The following is a 13,479-nucleotide window of genomic DNA, read 5'->3' as shown; positions in this document are numbered from 1 at the left end:
CCTACGCCGCCCGCCGGTCCACGTACTCGTAGATCACCCCGTCCGGGTGCCGGGCGATCAGATTGCGGCCGGCGGGCGTGGCGACCGGCCCGGCGACGATGTCCGCGCCCAGCGAGGCGAGGACGTCGCGGGTCTCCTCCACGTCCGCCACGGCGATGGTCGCGGTCACCTTGCGCAGCACCTCCAGTTGGGACTCGGGCCCGCTCATCAGCAGGAAGCAGCCGACGGCGGCGACTTCGACGCCGCCACGCTCGAACCGGAGGGCGCTGCCGCCGGCCAGGCCCTCGTAGAAGGGGACCGCCTTCTCCAGGTCCTCGACGTAGACGCGCAGTGTGGCTCCCAGAATGTCCATGCGCAGGAGCCTAGTTGGGTGCGGTGGGCTACGACGCCCGGTCCGGCCATGGAAGTCCGGCCGTGGAAGTCCGGCCGACGGATACCCGCAACACCCTGATCACGGCCGCCCTCCAGGGTGTCGCGGCCTACCTGCTGCGGGGCGCCGCCCGGCCGCACACCCCCGCGCCCGGCTCCCCCCCCACGGCGGCGGCCACGGACACGTCGCCGGCGGTGACGCGCCCGGCGTGCCGCGGACCGGACCCGGTACGCCGTATCCGCCGATGCCCCCCGTCGCGCCCGGCGGTGCGGGCGGTGCGACCGGCGCCCCGGGCGCGGGCACGCCCGCTCCGGGCGGCACCGGGCCGGCCGCTCCTCGCCGGGACGACATCGCCCCCGAGGCCAGGCGCGAGCACGGCTGACCGGCCGCCAGGGTTGACCGGCCGCGAGCACAGGACGGACCGCGCCCCGCACGGAGTCTTCCGTGCGGGGCGCGGTCCTGTGCCGGCCTGCCGGCTCCGTGGCCCGCGTCAGGCGCTCTGCTGGAGCTGCGGGAGCACCTTGGTGCGGTAGAAGTCGAAGAAGCCGCGCATGTCGGGGCCGATCTGGTTGACGTAGACGCGGTCGAATCCGGCGTCGGCGAACTGCTTGAGCTCCGCCACGTGTTCGTCCACGTCGGCGCCGCACACCCGGTTCTCGCGCACCATGTCCTCGGTGACCAGGGTCTGCGCCTGCTCGAAGTGCTTCGGCGAGGGCAGCACCTGGCCCAGCTCGCCGGGCAGCTGCTCGTTGGCCCACAGACGGTGCACCGTGCGGACCGCCTCGTCCCGGTCGGTGTCGTAGCAGACCTTCGTGCCCCCGCTGACCGGCTTCCCGCCGCCCCCGCCCTTGCGGTACTGCTCCACCATCGAGGCGTCCGGCATCATCGTGATGTAGCCGTCGCCGACCCGGGCCGCCAGCTTCGTCGCCGCCGGACCGAAGCCCGAGATGTCGATCGGCACCGGCTCGTCGGGGACCGTGTACAGGCGGGCGTTCTCCACCGTGTAGTGGGTGCCGTGGTGGTTGACCTCCTCGCCGGTGAACAGCCGGCGCATGATCAGGATGGCCTCCTCCAGCATCTCCAGGCGTACGTGCGCGGCGGGCCAGGCGTCACCGAGGATGTGCTCGTTCAACGCCTCGCCGGTGCCGACGCCCAGCCGGAACCGGCCGTCCGTCATCACCGCGCTGGTCGCCGCGGCCTGGGCCACCACCGCCGGGTGGATACGCACCGTGGGACAGGTGACGGCCGTCTCCACGGGCAGCGACACCGCGTCGGACAGCGCGCCGATCACGGACCAGACGAACGGGCTCTGGCCCTGGGCGTCGTTCCACGGGTGGTAGTGGTCGGAGATCCACAGTGCCTGGAAACCGGCCTGCTCGGCCATCCGGGCCTGCTCGATCAGTTCCGCGGGGCCGTACTGCTCGCACGAGAGGAAATAGCCGTACTCGGGCATGAGGGGGTGCCTCCGGACAGGGTGCGGGTGGGTCCGGGGCCGGGTACCCGGGCGCCGGACGGGAAACCGGCGCCGTCGCGGCTCGCTCGCGTCGCGGCCGTTCACCGCCGCGGCCTGTTCACCGACGGGGCTCCTTCGCCGTAGGGGGCGCGGCCTCTCCGTGGACGTTTGGGCGCCCGGGCCGAGGGGACGCGGAAGGCTCACGAGGTATGCGACAGCCCGGAGGCGAACCGTGAGCCGACCCCGCATCGTGATCGTCGGTGCCGGCTTCGCCGGGTACCGGACGGCCCGCACCCTGTCCCGGCTCACCCGGCAGAAGGCCGACATCACCCTGCTCAACCCGACCGACTACTTCCTCTACCTGCCGCTGCTGCCCCAGGTCGCCGCCGGGATACTGGAACCGCGCCGGGTCAGCGTGTCCCTGTCGGGCACGCTGCCGCACGTACGGCTGGTGCTCGGCGAGGCCGACGGCATCGACCTCGACGGACGCACCGTGCGCTACACCGGCCCGGAGGGCGAGGAGGGCACCCTGCCCTACGACCGGCTGGTGCTCGCGGCGGGCAGTGTCAACAAGCTGCTGCCCATCCCCGGAGTCGCCGAGCACGCCCACGGTTTCCGCGGGCTGCCGGAGGCGCTCTACCTGCGCGACCACGTGACCCGGCAGGTGGAGCTGGCCGCGGCGGCCGACGACCCGGAGGAGTGCGCCGCGCGGTGCACGTTCGTCGTGGTCGGCGCGGGCTACACCGGCACCGAGGTCGCCGCGCACGGTGCCATGTACACCGACGCGCAGGTCCGCAGGCACCCGACGCGCTCCGGCATGCGGCCCCGGTGGATGCTGCTCGACGTGGCGCCCCGGGTCATGCCCGAGATGGACGAACGGCTCTCCCGCACCGCCGAGCGGGTCCTGCGGCAGCGGGGAGTCGACGTGCGGATGGGCACGTCCGTGAAGGAGGCCACGCACGACGGGGTGGTGCTGACCGACGGATCGACCGTCGACACCCGCACCCTGGTGTGGTGCGTGGGCGTGCGGCCCGACCCGCTGGTGGAGTCCCTGGGGCTGCCCATGGAACGCGGCCGGCTGCTCGTCGACCCCCACCTCCAGGTGCCGGGCCGGCCCGAGCTGTTCGCCTGCGGCGACGTGGCCGCCGTGCCCGACCTGAACCAGCCGGGCCAGTACACGCCGATGACCGCGCAGCACGCCTGGCGGCACGGCAAGGTCTGCGCCCAGAACGTCGTCGCGTCGCTCGGCGTCGGCCGGCGGCGTGCCTACCGGCACCGGGACCTGGGGTTCGTCGTGGACCTCGGCGGCGTCAAGGCCGCCGCCAACCCGCTCGGCCTGCCGATGTCCGGCCCGGCGGCGGGCGCGGTCACCCGCGGCTACCACCTCGCCGCGATGCCCGGCAACCGCGTGCGGGTCGCCGCCGACTGGCTGCTCGACGCGGTGCTGCCCCGCCAGGCGGTGCAGCTCGGCCTCGTACGGTCCTGGTCCGTGCCCCTGGAGTCGTCGTCGCCCGAGATCGCGCGGGTGCCGGGGCGCCCGGAGGGAGCCGGGAAGGGCGCGGGTCCGGGCAGCGGCCCGGCCGACGGGCACACCGGCGACAAGCCGGGCGGGGACCGGACGGCCGGGAGCCGGCCGGGCGAGGACGGGCCGGGCGAGCACGGGCCGGACGAGGGCAAGGACAGGCCGGGCCGTCACCGGTCGGCCGAGGCCCGGCCGGGTGGGGAACACCCGGACGGCGACCCCGCGAAAAACCCGCCGGCCGGTGAGCCGGCCGAGAACCGGTCCGGTGGTGAGCCCGCCTGGAACCGGTCCGGTGGTGAGCCCGCCGGGAACCGGTCCGGTGGCGGGCCCGCCGGGAACCAGCCCGGTGGCGGGCCCGCCGGGAACCAGCCCGGTGCCGGGCCGGCCGAGAGCCGGCCCGGCGGGGAACCGGCCGGGAACCAGCCCCGAGGGGAGCCCCCGAAGCGGGGACCGTCCGGCTCGCCCCGCGCCTCCGGCAGGCCTCGCCGGGCCGCGGAGGCTGCCGGACCACGCCCCGCCCGGGGAGGCTCCGGCAAGCCGGGCAAGGCCCCCCGCACCTCCGGCACGGGCTCCGCCGGCAAGCGGCCCGCCTCCGCGTCCGGACCGAGCCGCTCCGCGGGCCCGCCCGCCGACCCCGGCCCCGAGCCCCCGGCGGACCAGCCGGCCCCCGGGCCCGGCATCGCCCCCGGACCCGTCAAACGCACCGACAGCCGCACCTCGGAAGGGAACTCATGAACACCGGTGAACTCGTCGATCTCGGCCAGCAGTTGCGCGTCGACAGCGTACGGGCGTCCGCCGCCGCGGGCTCCGGGCACCCGACGTCGTCGATGTCCGCCGCGGACCTGATGGCCGTACTGCTGGCCAACCACCTCCGCTACGACTTCGAGCGCCCCGCCCACCCCGGCAACGACCGCTTCGTGCTGTCCAAGGGACACGCCTCGCCGCTGCTCTACTCCGCCTTCAAGGCGGCCGGCGCCATCGACGACGAGGAACTGCTCACCTTCCGCAAGCTGGGCAGCCGCCTGGAGGGCCACCCGACGCCGCAGCGGCTGCCGTGGGTCGAGACGGCCACCGGTTCGCTCGGGCAGGGGCTGCCCGTGGGCGTCGGCATCGCGCTGTCCGGGAAGCGTCTGGACCACACCGACTACCGGGTGTGGGTGCTGTGCGGCGACAGCGAGATGGCCGAGGGGTCGGTGTGGGAGGCCGCCGAGCACGCCGGACACGAACGCCTCGACAACCTCACCGTGATCGTCGACGTCAACCGGCTCGGCCAGCGCGGGCCCACCCGGCACGGCCACGACCTCGACGCCTACGCGCGCCGCTTCCGGGCCTTCGGGTGGCACACGATCGAGATCGACGGACACGACGTCGACGCCATCGACCGCGCCTACGGCGAGGCCCTGTCCACCAGGGACCAGCCCACCGCGATCGTCGCCCGCACCCTCAAGGGCAAGGGTGTCGAGGCCGTGGAGGACCGCGAGGGACAGCACGGCAAGCCGTTGCCGGACGCCGAGGAGGCCGTGGCGGAACTGGGCGGCCCGCGTGACCTGCGGGTCCGGGTGCACGCGCCGGAGGACGCCCGGGCCCCGCACTCGACGGGCAGCGGAGAGGCCGAGCTGCCGCGCTACGACAAGGGCGACGAGGTCGCCACCCGCAACGCGTTCGGCGAGGCGCTCGCCGCTGTCGGCACCGCGCGCGGCGACGTCGTGGCCCTCGACGGCGAGGTCGGCGACTCCACGCGCGCCGAGTACTTCGCCAAGGAACACCCCGAGCGCTACTTCGAGTGCTACATCGCCGAGCAGCAGATGGTCGCCACGGCCGTGGGGATGGCGGCGCGCGGCTGGGTGCCGTTCGCGACCACCTTCGCCGCCTTCCTGACCCGCGCCTACGACTTCGTGCGGATGGCCGCGGTCAGCGGCTCCGGCATCAACCTCGTCGGCTCCCACGCGGGCGTCGCCATCGGCCAGGACGGGCCCAGCCAGATGGGCCTCGAAGACCTCGCGATGATGCGCGCCATCCACGGCTCCACCGTCCTGTACCCGTGCGACGCCAACCAGACCGCGCGCCTGGTCGCCGAGATGGCCGGCCTGGAGGGCATCCGCTATCTGCGCACCTCGCGCGGCGAGAGCGAGGTGATCTACGGTCCCGACGAGGAGTTCCCCGTCGGCGGCAGCAAGGTGCTGCGCTCCTCCGACGCGGACCGGCTCACCGTGGTCGCGGCCGGAGTCACCGTGCACGAGGCGCTCGCCGCGGCCGACGCGCTGGGCCGGGACGGCATCCCGGTGCGGGTGATCGACCTGTACTCGGTCAAGCCCGTCGACCGCGCCACGCTGCGCGCGGCCGCCGAGGAGACCGGCTGCCTGGTGACCGTGGAGGACCACCGGCAGGAGGGCGGCATCGGCGACGCCGTGCTGGACGCCTTCGCCGACGGGCGCCCGGTGCCCCGCCTGGTGCGGCTCGCGGTGACCACGATGCCGGGCTCCGCGACCCCGGCGGAGGAGCTGCGCGCCGCGGGCATCGACGCCGAGTCCGTCGAGGCGGCCGTACGCATGCTCGTGGAGCAGGCGATCGTCCCGTGAGCGCGACCGGGGGCGGCGCGCGGACCGTGCGGGCCGGGCGGCACACCGTGGAGGTGCACCGGCCGGACAAGGTGCTCTTCCCGGCGGGCGGCGACGGCACGAAGGAGTACACCAAGGGCGATCTCGTCGACTACCACCGTGCCGTCGCCCCCTTCATGCTGCCCCACCTGCGGGGCCGCCCCCTGATGCTGGAGCGGTACCCGGACGGGGTGGACGGGCCGCGCTTCATGCAGAAGAACACACCGGAGCACTATCCGGAGTGGATCGGCCGCGTCGAGGTGGGCAAGGAGGGCGGCACGGTCTGCCACACGGTCTGTGACGACTCCGCCACTCTCGTCTACCTCGCCGACCAGGCCGCGCTCACCCTGCACCGCTGGCTGTCGCGGACCGGACGGATCGACCGGCCCGACCGCATGGTCTTCGACCTCGACCCGGCCGGGGACGACTTCGAGGCGGTCCGGGAGGCGGCCCGGCCGCTGCGGGAACTGCTCGACGAACTGAAGCTGCCCTCGGCGCCGATGACCACCGGCTCCCGCGGGCTGCACGTCGTCGTCCCGCTGGACGGACGCCAGGACTTCGACGACGTACGGGAGTTCGCGCGGGCCGTCGCGGACGTCCTGGCGGCGGAGCACCCCGGCCGGCTCACCACCGCCGCCCGCAAGAAGGACCGCGGGGACCGGCTCTACCTCGACATACAGCGCAACGCCTACGCGCAGACCGCGGTCGCCCCCTTCACCGTCCGCGCCCGCCCCGGCGCGCCCGTGGCCACGCCCATCTCCTGGGACCAGCTGGACGACCCCGACCTGCACGCCCGCCGGTGGACCGTGGCGGACGCCGTGGACCAGGCCCGCACCCGGCCCTGGGCCGGGATCATGGACCGCCCTCGTGCCCTGGGGCCCGCCCGGCGGCGCCTGAACGCGCTGCGCGGCTGAACACCCGGCGGCACCTGAACACCCGGCGGCACCTGAACGCCCGGCGGCACCTGAACACCCGGCGGCACCTGAACGCCCGGCGCGACCCAGCCCCCTGAATGAACAGCTCGTGCGGCCTACCGCCCCGCGCGCGTCCGACCGTCCCGCGCGGGGGAGGTGACGTGCGGCTGAGCGGTCCCGTGGGCCCGGCGAGGTTTGGCGAACACACATGCGGCCACACGGAGGGGGAGGTGGCCATGTCGAACACGAAAAACACATCCGACTCGCAAGACTCACAACAGAGTTCACAAAAGTCACATACGTCTCAAAAGTCCCAAACTTCACAGAGGTCGAGCCGTCCCAAGCCCATGGAGGTTCTGCGCGAGGCGCGAGCCCAGCTGGCGGAGCTCACCGGTATGACCGCCGAGTCCGTGTCGTCCTTCGAGCAGACGGAGGACGGCTGGGCGCTCGAGGTCGAGGTCCTGGAGCTGGAGCGGGTGCCCGACACGATGAGCCTGATGGCGAGCTACCAGGTGGAACTGGACGAGGAGGGACAGCTCACGGGCTACCGGAGAGTGCGCCGCTACGAGCGCGGACGCTCCGACGCCCGCGGCGGCCGTTAGGCCGCGGCAAGACCCGAGTCAGATGCAACGCAAGCCACAGAAGACGGAGGAGTAGCTGGCATGACTGTCGTACCGGCACAACAGACCGGCGGCGGAGGCGGCAGCAGCGGCCTTTACGACGTGCTCGAGCTTGTTCTGGACAGGGGGCTCGTCATCGACGCATTCGTGCGCGTCTCCCTGGTCGGTATCGAGATCCTGAAGATCGACGTCCGTGTCGTCGTCGCCAGCGTGGACACCTATCTGCGCTTCGCCGAGGCATGCAACCGGCTCGACCTGGAGGCCGGGCCCCGCAAGGACCCGGGCCTGCCCGACCTGGTCGGATCGATCACCGAGTCCGGCGCCAAGGGCAAGTCCAAGGGGGCGCTGTCCGGCGCCGCCGAGACCATCTCCGACGCGTTCAAGCAGGCCCGTGACGAGAGCGGCTCCGAGCGCGAAACCTCCTCGCGACCGCGTGCCCGCAAGACCGCGCCGTCGCGCCGGAAGGAGGAGCAGGAGTGAGTACGTACGTCTACGGCATCACGGCCGCCACGCACCCCGCCCTTCCCGAGGGCACGGCCGGAGTCGGCGACCCGCCGCGCGGGGTGCGCATCCTCAAGGAGGGCGCCCTCGCGGCCGTCGTCAGTGACGCTCCCGAGGGCCTGCGCCCCAAGCGCAGGGAACTGCTCGCCCACCAGAACGTGCTCAGCGAGGTCGGCGCCGGCGGCTGTGTGCTGCCCATGCGCTTCGGCAGTGTCGCCCCGGACGACGAGGCGGTCACCGGGGTGCTCGCCGAGCGTGCCGAGCACTACGCGGAACGCCTCGGGGCGCTGGACGGCCGGGTCGAGTACAACATCAAGGCCAGCCACGTCGAAGAGGCCGTCCTGCACCACGTGATGGCCCAGAACCCCGAGATCCGCGCCCTCGCCGAGTCCAACCGGAAGGCGGGGGGCGGTACCTACGAGACGAAGATCCAGCTCGGCGAGAGGGTCGCGGCCGCGGTCAAGGACAAGGAGGCCGAGGACGCCACCACGCTGGAGCGCGCCCTGGAACCGGTCGCCGACGCGGTGAGCGTGGGCCCCGAGTCCACCGGCTGGCTCGCCAACGTCTCGTTCCTGGTCAAGGGGGAGGCGGCCGACGAGTTCCTGGCAGCCGTCGAGCAGGCGCGCGGCAGCATGCCGCACCTGGAAATCCGGGTCAACGGCCCGCTGCCGCCCTACAGCTTCGTCGAACCCGGCCCCGCCGAGCCCGCGGGCACGGTGGCCGGGGGAGCGGACGCCGGAGCGGAGTGAGGACATGGGACTGATCTCGGAGGTCCTGCTGCTGCCGCTCGCCCCGGCGCGCGGCAGCGCCTGGGCCATCAGACAGGTGCTGAACGAAGCCGAGCGGATCTACTACGACCCCGGCACGGTACGGGCCGAACTTGCCCGCCTGGAAGAGCAGCTGGAAGCCGGCGAGATCACCGAGGAGGAGTTCGACCGGCAGGAGGACGAACTCCTCGACCGGCTGGAGATCGCAACGCGCACGAGCGCGGGATTGGGCAACGGGACGGCGCCATGAATCGAGTGGGACTGGGCCTCGCGGTAGGGGCCGGATATCTGCTGGGACGGACCAAGAAGCTGAAACTCGCCGTCGCCGTGGGCACCATGGTGGCGGGCAAGAAGCTGAACCTGACGCCGAAGGGCATCGCCGAACTCGTCTCCGGGCAGCTGCAGAACAACCCGCAGTTCAAGGAGATCGGGGACCAGCTGCGCACCGACCTGCGGGGCGTGGGCAAGGCGGCCTCGGGCGCCCTGGTCGAGCGGCAGATGGGCGCGCTGGCCGACCGGCTGCAGGGACGCACCGCCGAGGTGCGCGACCAGCTCTCCGGCGTGGCGTCCAAGGCACCCGGCGTCGGCTCCGACGACTCTCGCGACTCCGAGGCCTCGGAGGACTCGGAGTACGAGGAGTACGACGAGCAGGACGAGGGCGACGAGCGCGAGGAGCCCGAGGACCGGCGCGAGGACTCCGGGGACTCCGAGGAGCCCGAGAAGCGGCCCGCGCCGCGCCGCGAGCGGCCCGCGAAGAAGACGGCGTCCGAAGCGCGGAAGACGGCCAAGAAGGCGCCCGCGAAGAAGGCCGCCGCCAAGGCCCCCGTGAAGAAGGCCGCGGCGAAGCGCGCGCAGCCCGCCAAGAAGGCCGCAGGCAAGAAGGCCGCCGGCACCCGGCAGCCGAAGGGCGGTGGTGAGCGATGAGCGACTCCCTGGGGTCCGCGGCCTCCAAGGCGGGAGACACCGCGAAGAAGAACCCGCTGGCCGACCTGGCGCAGAGCGAGGCGGCCGACCGCCTCAAGGCCGAGGTGCAGGAGTACCTCGCCGCGCAGGCCACCCGGCTGCTCACCGGCTTCGGCACCAAGCTCGGCGAGACCACCGGCAAGCTCAACGACATAGCCGAGGGCAACAGCCCCGGCTTCGCCAAGCTCGCCCTGGACGGCGGACGCAAGCTCGCCGAGGGCAAGGGCCCGATGCGGGCCGCCTTCGAGGTCGGCGCGGGCAAGGTGAAGGACAACGTGGTCGGCGCCTTCAAGAACCTCACGGGCGGCAAGGGCCGCAAGAAGGGCGGCGGCGGTCAGAAGCCGACGGTCATCATCGAGTACGTCGACGTCGGCGTACCGCTGCGCACGGCCTACGACCAGTGGACCCAGTACCAGGACTTCAGCACCTTCGCCAAGGGCGTCAAGAGCGCGAACCGCGCCGACGACACGTCCTCCGACTGGCAGCTGAAGGTCTTCTGGTCCAACCGGAGCTGGAAGGCGAAGACCACCGAGCAGGTGCCGGACGACCGGATCTCCTGGACGTCGGAGGGGGCCAAGGGCACCACCAAGGGCGTCGTCAGCTTCCACGAGCTCGCCGACAGCCTGACCCGCGTGGTCCTGGTCATCGAGTACTACCCCAAGGGCCTGTTCGAGAAGACCGGCAACATCTGGCGCGCCCAGGGCCGCCGGGCCCGCCTCGACCTCAAGAACTACGTCCGCCACATCACCTTCAAGGGCGAGGCGGACGACGGCTGGCGCGGCGAGATCCGCGACGGCGAGGTCGTCCGCAGCCACGAGGACGCGGTCGCGGAGGAGGAAGAGGAGCAGCAGCGGGAGCAGGAGGAGCAGGAAGAGGGAGAGCAGGAGCAGGAGCCCGAGGGAGAGTACGAGGAGGAGCCGGAGGGCGAGTACGAGGAAGAGCCCGAGGGCGAGTACGAGGAGGAGGAACCGGAGGGCGAGGCCGAAGAGGCCGAGCAGGAGCCCGAAGGGGAGGCCGAGGAGGAGTACGAGGAGGAGCCGGAGGGCGAGTACGAGGAGCCCGAAGGGGAGAAGGAAGCCGGGGAGGACGAGTACGCGTCCCGTGACGAGTACGAGGACGCCGAGGGCGGGAGCCGTCGATGACCACCCCCAGCCGACTGCCCGATCCCTACGGCGGCCAAGGACAGAGCGCCAACCTCGCCGACATCCTGGAGCGGGTGCTCGACAAGGGCGTCGTCATCGCGGGCGACATCAAGATCAACCTGCTCGACATCGAGCTGCTGACCATCAAGCTGCGGCTCGTCGTCGCCTCCGTGGACAAGGCCAAGGAGATGGGCATCGACTGGTGGGAGAGCGACCCCGCACTGTCCTCGCGCGCCCGGCACGACGAACTCACCCGGGAGAACGCGGAACTCCGCGAACGCCTGCGTGAGCTGGACCCGGGCCGCGTACCGAGGGAGGCGTCGTGACCGGACTGCGCTACGTCTACGCCGTCTGCCGTCCCTTCGACGCGGCCCTCCAGGCCCAGCTCACGGGGGTGGCGGGCGACCCGCCGCGGCTGCTGCCGCACGGCGACCTGGTCGCCGTCGTCAGCCACGTGCCCGAGTCCGACTTCGGCGAGGAGGCGCTGCGCTCCCGCCTGGAGGACCTGGACTGGCTGACCGCCACCGCCCGCGCCCACCAGCAGGTCATCGACGCGCTCACGGCCGTCACCACCCCGCTGCCGCTCCGGCTGGCCACCGTCTTCCGGGACGACAGCGGCGTACGCGTGATGCTCCAGGAGCGCGAGGATGCCTTCCGGCGCACCCTCGGCCGGCTGGAAGGGCGGGTGGAGTGGGGTGTGAAGGTCTACGCCGAAGCGGAGAAGACCGGGCAGGCGGGGGCCGAGGGAACGGCCGCACCGGCCGCGCCGAAGCCCGCCTCGGGCCGGGACTACCTCCTGCAGCGCCGCCGGCAGTCCCGGGCGAACGAGGACATGTGGAGCAGGGCCGAGGAGTTCGCCACGAAGCTGCACGCGACGCTGTCCGACCGGGCCGACGACGCACGGCTGCACGCACCGCAGAACCCTCGCCTCTCCGGCGCCGCCGGACGCAACGTCCTCAACGCCGCCTACCTGGTGGGCCGCGACGCGTCCGAGGAGTTCGTCGAGACGGTGGACCGCACGAAGGACGACGTTCCCGGAATGCGCGTGGAACTCACGGGCCCCTGGGCGGCCTATTCCTTCGCCGGCGAGGGGCCGGAAGCGGGAGAGGCGGAAGGAACGGGACAGACGGCAGGAGAGGGGGAGAGGCCGTGACCGTCGTGGAGCGACGTGAGATCGCCCTCGTGGACCTGCTCGACCGGCTGCTGGCCGGCGGCGTCGTCATCACCGGCGACGTCACCCTGCGCATCGCGGACGTCGACCTGGTCCGCATCGACCTGAACGCGCTGATCAGCTCGGTCAACAGCAACGTCCCCTCACCGTTCGGGGACTGACGTGAGCGAACATCCCGAGTCCCCCAAGCGCCGTCTCGACCTGGAGCCGGACACGGTCGAGCGCGACCTGATCAAGCTGGTGCTGACGGTCGTCGAGCTGCTGCGTCAGCTCATGGAACGCCAGGCGCTGCGCCGCTTCGACGAGGGCGACCTGAGCGAGGACCAGGAGGAGCGGATCGGACTCACCCTGATGCTCCTCGACGACCGCATGACCGAACTGCGTGACCGCTACGGCCTGCGGCCCGAGGACCTGAACCTGGACCTCGGGCCGCTGGGACCGCTGCTGCCCCGGGAGTGAGCACCCCCGGCGGGAACGGCCTGCTGCCCCGGGAGTGAGCACTCCCGGGGCAGCCTGCCGTTCACCGGACGGGCGTCGGCGCCGCGTCCTTGCGGCACAGGATCTCCCCGTGCAGGACGCTGAACCAGCTCTCCGGGAGCCTTCCCCACTCCCGCCAGGCCGCCGAAACGGCGCGCAACCGCTCCGGCGTCGCATGGCCGCCGTCGGTGGCGCGCTCGGCGTACGCCGATGCCAGGGTGCGCTCCGCCCACAGGCCGCTCCACCACTCCCGCTCCTCGGGTGCGGCGAAGGTCCAGGTGGCCGAGGTCGCCGTGACGTCGGTGAACCCCGCCTCCAGGGCCCACGCCTTCAGCCGGCGTCCGGCGTCCGGCTCGCCGCCGTTGGCGCGGGCCACGCGGCGGTACAGGGCGAGCCAGTCGTCCATGCCGCGGGAGGCGGGGAACCACGTCATGGCGCCGTAGTCGGAATCGCGGACGGCGATGATCCCGTTCGGCCGGGCGACCCGCTTCATCTCGCGCAGCGCCTGCACCGGGTCGCCCACGTGCTGGAGCACCTGGTGGGCGTGGACCACGCAGAAGGTGTCGTCCGGGTAGTCCAGCGCGTGCACGTCCGCCACCGCGAAGTCGGTGTTGCCCAGCCCGCGCCCGGCGGCCGTGGCCCGGGCCCGCTCCACGATCTCCGGAGACCGGTCCACGCCGGTGACGTGGCCGTCCGGGACCAGTTCCGCCAGGTCCGCGGTGATGGTGCCCGGTCCGCAGCCGATGTCCAGGATCCGCATGTGCGGCAGCAGGGATCCGAGCAGGTAGGCGGCGGAGTTCTCGGCGGTGCGCCAGGTGTGCGAGCGGAGCACGGACTCGTGGTGCCCGTGCGTGTAGACGGCGGTCTCGTGCGGCCTCGGCATGGTGGGGATCCCCTCTCCGGCAGTGGGATCACGGTACGCCCGCCAGCCGCATGGTGAGATCGCCGTTCTGCGATATGGACTGACGGGCCGTCAGGATCG

Annotated in this window: 16 protein-coding genes; 13 read left to right on the top strand and 3 right to left on the bottom strand. The window is 72.8% G+C overall.

Annotated features, from left to right (window positions below):
* Nucleotide 1: 1 nt before the first annotated feature.
* Together EV562_RS25970 and EV562_RS25960 are read right to left on the bottom strand one after the other, a co-directional pair.
* Nucleotides 2-352: a VOC family protein gene (locus EV562_RS25970; RefSeq protein WP_133889280.1), complete on the bottom strand. Its 351-nt coding sequence runs from the start codon at nucleotides 350-352 to the stop codon at nucleotides 2-4.
* Nucleotides 353-860: 508 nt separating this feature from the next.
* The gene (locus EV562_RS25960) at nucleotides 861-1,823 is read right to left on the bottom strand and encodes an LLM class F420-dependent oxidoreductase (protein WP_133889279.1); all 963 of its coding nucleotides are present in this window, start codon (nucleotides 1,821-1,823) and stop codon (nucleotides 861-863) included.
* Between the two features lie 232 nt (nucleotides 1,824-2,055).
* On the opposite strand from EV562_RS25960, the gene EV562_RS25955 reads away from it, so the two are divergent.
* From EV562_RS25955 to EV562_RS25895, 13 genes are all read left to right on the top strand, one after another.
* Complete coding sequence (locus tag EV562_RS25955) at nucleotides 2,056-4,080, top strand: FAD-dependent oxidoreductase (RefSeq protein ID WP_133889278.1); 2,025 nt, start codon at nucleotides 2,056-2,058, stop codon at nucleotides 4,078-4,080.
* Nucleotides 4,077-5,924, top strand: a complete 1,848-nt coding sequence (locus EV562_RS25950; RefSeq protein WP_133889277.1) for a transketolase — start codon at nucleotides 4,077-4,079, stop codon at nucleotides 5,922-5,924. Before EV562_RS25955 ends, EV562_RS25950 begins: the two co-directional genes overlap by 4 nt.
* A 26-nt stretch (nucleotides 5,925-5,950) precedes the next feature.
* On the top strand, nucleotides 5,951-6,856 hold the full coding sequence (gene ligD, locus EV562_RS25945) for a non-homologous end-joining DNA ligase (RefSeq protein WP_166662001.1): 906 nt from the start codon (nucleotides 5,951-5,953) through the stop codon (nucleotides 6,854-6,856).
* A gap of 236 nt (nucleotides 6,857-7,092) precedes the next feature.
* Nucleotides 7,093-7,458, top strand: coding sequence for a gas vesicle protein (locus EV562_RS25940; protein ID WP_133889275.1), 366 nt, complete (start codon nucleotides 7,093-7,095; stop codon nucleotides 7,456-7,458).
* Between the two features lie 60 nt (nucleotides 7,459-7,518).
* The gene (locus EV562_RS25935; RefSeq protein WP_133889274.1) at nucleotides 7,519-7,956 is read left to right on the top strand and encodes a gas vesicle structural protein GvpA; all 438 of its coding nucleotides are present in this window, start codon (nucleotides 7,519-7,521) and stop codon (nucleotides 7,954-7,956) included.
* Entirely contained in the window at nucleotides 7,953-8,726 is a 774-nt protein-coding gene (locus tag EV562_RS25930) for a GvpL/GvpF family gas vesicle protein (protein ID WP_133889273.1), read from the top strand. The genes EV562_RS25935 and EV562_RS25930 overlap by 4 nt, the downstream gene beginning before the upstream one ends.
* A 4-nt stretch (nucleotides 8,727-8,730) precedes the next feature.
* Nucleotides 8,731-8,994, top strand: a complete 264-nt coding sequence (locus EV562_RS25925; protein ID WP_133889272.1) for a gas vesicle protein GvpG — start codon at nucleotides 8,731-8,733, stop codon at nucleotides 8,992-8,994.
* The gene (locus EV562_RS25920) at nucleotides 8,991-9,668 is read left to right on the top strand and encodes a DNA primase (RefSeq protein WP_133889271.1); all 678 of its coding nucleotides are present in this window, start codon (nucleotides 8,991-8,993) and stop codon (nucleotides 9,666-9,668) included. Before EV562_RS25925 ends, EV562_RS25920 begins: the two co-directional genes overlap by 4 nt.
* Nucleotides 9,665-10,849, top strand: a complete 1,185-nt coding sequence (locus EV562_RS25915) for an SRPBCC family protein (protein WP_133889270.1) — start codon at nucleotides 9,665-9,667, stop codon at nucleotides 10,847-10,849. Before EV562_RS25920 ends, EV562_RS25915 begins: the two co-directional genes overlap by 4 nt.
* Entirely contained in the window at nucleotides 10,846-11,175 is a 330-nt protein-coding gene (locus EV562_RS25910) for a gas vesicle protein (RefSeq protein WP_133889269.1), read from the top strand. The genes EV562_RS25915 and EV562_RS25910 overlap by 4 nt, the downstream gene beginning before the upstream one ends.
* A complete protein-coding gene (locus EV562_RS25905; RefSeq protein ID WP_133889268.1) occupies nucleotides 11,172-12,002 on the top strand; it encodes a GvpL/GvpF family gas vesicle protein in 831 nt (276 codons plus the stop codon). The genes EV562_RS25910 and EV562_RS25905 overlap by 4 nt, the downstream gene beginning before the upstream one ends.
* Nucleotides 11,999-12,181, top strand: coding sequence for a gas vesicle protein (locus tag EV562_RS25900; protein ID WP_122618943.1), 183 nt, complete (start codon nucleotides 11,999-12,001; stop codon nucleotides 12,179-12,181). Before EV562_RS25905 ends, EV562_RS25900 begins: the two co-directional genes overlap by 4 nt.
* 1 nt (nucleotide 12,182) lies before the next feature.
* Nucleotides 12,183-12,479, top strand: a complete 297-nt coding sequence (locus EV562_RS25895; protein WP_133889267.1) for a gas vesicle protein K — start codon at nucleotides 12,183-12,185, stop codon at nucleotides 12,477-12,479.
* Between the two features lie 61 nt (nucleotides 12,480-12,540).
* On the opposite strand, the gene EV562_RS25890 is transcribed toward EV562_RS25895, so the two are convergent.
* A complete protein-coding gene (locus EV562_RS25890; protein WP_133889266.1) occupies nucleotides 12,541-13,380 on the bottom strand; it encodes a class I SAM-dependent methyltransferase in 840 nt (279 codons plus the stop codon).
* Between the last annotated feature and the right edge of the window lie 99 nt (nucleotides 13,381-13,479).

This window comes from Streptomyces sp. BK208, assembly GCF_004364245.1.
Taxonomy (GTDB): domain Bacteria; phylum Actinomycetota; class Actinomycetes; order Streptomycetales; family Streptomycetaceae; genus Streptomyces.
Note: the sequence above shows the minus strand (reverse complement) of the source record. Positions and strands in the feature narration are given on the sequence as shown.

Coding starts and splice junctions, on each gene's coding strand:
- EV562_RS25970 (WP_133889280.1), bottom strand. CDS start 352: ATGGACATTCTGGGAGCCACACTGCGCGTCTACGTCGAGGACCTGGAG.
- EV562_RS25960 (WP_133889279.1), bottom strand. CDS start 1,823: ATGCCCGAGTACGGCTATTTCCTCTCGTGCGAGCAGTACGGCCCCGCG.
- EV562_RS25950 (WP_133889277.1), top strand. CDS start 4,077: ATGAACACCGGTGAACTCGTCGATCTCGGCCAGCAGTTGCGCGTCGAC.
- EV562_RS25940 (WP_133889275.1), top strand. CDS start 7,093: ATGTCGAACACGAAAAACACATCCGACTCGCAAGACTCACAACAGAGT.
- EV562_RS25935 (WP_133889274.1), top strand. CDS start 7,519: ATGACTGTCGTACCGGCACAACAGACCGGCGGCGGAGGCGGCAGCAGC.
- EV562_RS25925 (WP_133889272.1), top strand. CDS start 8,731: ATGGGACTGATCTCGGAGGTCCTGCTGCTGCCGCTCGCCCCGGCGCGC.
- EV562_RS25920 (WP_133889271.1), top strand. CDS start 8,991: ATGAATCGAGTGGGACTGGGCCTCGCGGTAGGGGCCGGATATCTGCTG.
- EV562_RS25915 (WP_133889270.1), top strand. CDS start 9,665: ATGAGCGACTCCCTGGGGTCCGCGGCCTCCAAGGCGGGAGACACCGCG.
- EV562_RS25910 (WP_133889269.1), top strand. CDS start 10,846: ATGACCACCCCCAGCCGACTGCCCGATCCCTACGGCGGCCAAGGACAG.
- EV562_RS25890 (WP_133889266.1), bottom strand. CDS start 13,380: ATGCCGAGGCCGCACGAGACCGCCGTCTACACGCACGGGCACCACGAG.